Source organism: Arthrobacter sp. 10T413_2, assembly GCF_056394205.1.
In genome coordinates this window covers 1-1,395 of record NZ_JBFTHK010000344.1, presented here as the reverse complement: position 1 = coordinate 1,395, position 1,395 = coordinate 1, and the positions used below count along the sequence as shown (strand labels likewise).

Annotated in this window: 1 protein-coding gene; it reads right to left on the bottom strand. The window is 66.8% G+C overall.

What is annotated here, in order from left to right:
* Nucleotides 1–260: 260 nt before the first annotated feature.
* On the bottom strand, nt 261–1,232 hold the full coding sequence (locus tag AC1DBQ_RS23320) for a cell division protein FtsQ/DivIB (protein WP_476930752.1): 972 nt from the start codon (nt 1,230–1,232) through the stop codon (nt 261–263).
* Nucleotides 1,233–1,395 lie beyond the last annotated feature (163 nt).

Sequence of the window (1,395 nt, the reverse complement as noted above, 5' to 3'; positions counted from 1 at the left end):
ACCTTGATGACGGCCAAGTAATTCTGCGGAGCTGCCACGTTACGTGTCCCTTGTTCGTGTACTAATGCGAAAACTGATGGAGCGGTGCTTGAAGCTTTGAACCTTAACCTTCGAGTTGAAGGTTATAGTTATGTCAAGTAACTCATGTCTGTGACGGTATTTCCTATGCCGGGGACATTCAATAACCGGGGCCGCGTGTCGCGGTAATACCGGCCAAATAGCCCCTGTATGTAGTCCTGCCGGGTGGAAGCGATGGCTGGCTATCGCGTGACGGGGTGCCGGGGGACGCTGACATCGTAGACCTTCACGGGGTTCGCCGGGTCTGCCGGGACCTTCAGGAGGGCTGCAAGGACCCGTGCCTTCAGCTCCTTCTCCCCCGCGTTGCCCCAGACAATCGTCTGCCCGTCGACGAGTCTGAGCTCGACCGCGTCGGCGGAGGGGGCGGAGGCGTTGGAGAGCCGTGCGAGCACATCCGCCGGCAGCGCTCCCAGCACCGCGGTGATGGCCTGGAACAGGTCCTTGGGCAGGGTGCCGCTGCCGCCGTCGATCACCGGGAGCGAGACMGAGGTTGGATCCTTGGTGGTGCTGAGCTGGACGCCGTCCACGTCCACCAGCTGGAAGGTGTCGCCCTGCTTGACAAGGGCCACCGGAATGCGCTCGGTGACGTGCACCTGCAGGGTGGAGGGCGGCAAGGCCTTCACACTGACGTCCTTGACCTGGACCAGCGGCTTCAGGAGTGCGACGACGTCGTCCTCGCTGATCTGCGGCAGTGGCTTGCCCTGGAGCGGCGCCAGGGCGGCCTGGACCTGATCCGCACCCAACAGCCTGGTGCCCTCGACGGTGACCGTCCGCAGGGCAAGCACGGGCGAATAGACGGCGGCCGCGACGATCCCGGCGATGAGCACGGCGATGATGCCAATGGTGCTGAGCAGGATGCGTTTGCGCCGTTTGCCCTTGGGTTCCGGGAAGGACAGCACCTTGCCAGCCCCGATGTCCGGCATGCCCTGCGGGCTCTGGGGGGACTGTGGGTTCTGTGGGTTCTGGGGATTCCGAGAATTCTGGGGGGACTGCGGCTTCGGCGCGTATCCGCCCGCCGTGTCGCCGGCGCTCTTGGACGCCGAAATGACGTCCGTGCCGGCCCCGCCGGACGGCGGCCGGGAACCGGGTCCGGAGGCATTGGTCCCGGAGGCCTTGGTCCCGCCCCRGTAGGTGGGGCGCCTCGTGCTAGCCACCGGCGGCCTCGACCGTCAGGGCATCGACGATCTGCGGCCCGTAGGCCGTGACGTCGCCCGCGCMGGCCGTGAGCACGATGTCCCCCGGCGCGGCGGCCGCCAGCACCGCCTGCACCGCTTCCGCGCCGGGGCCGACGAGGCTGCCGCCGGAGCCCAGGTGTTC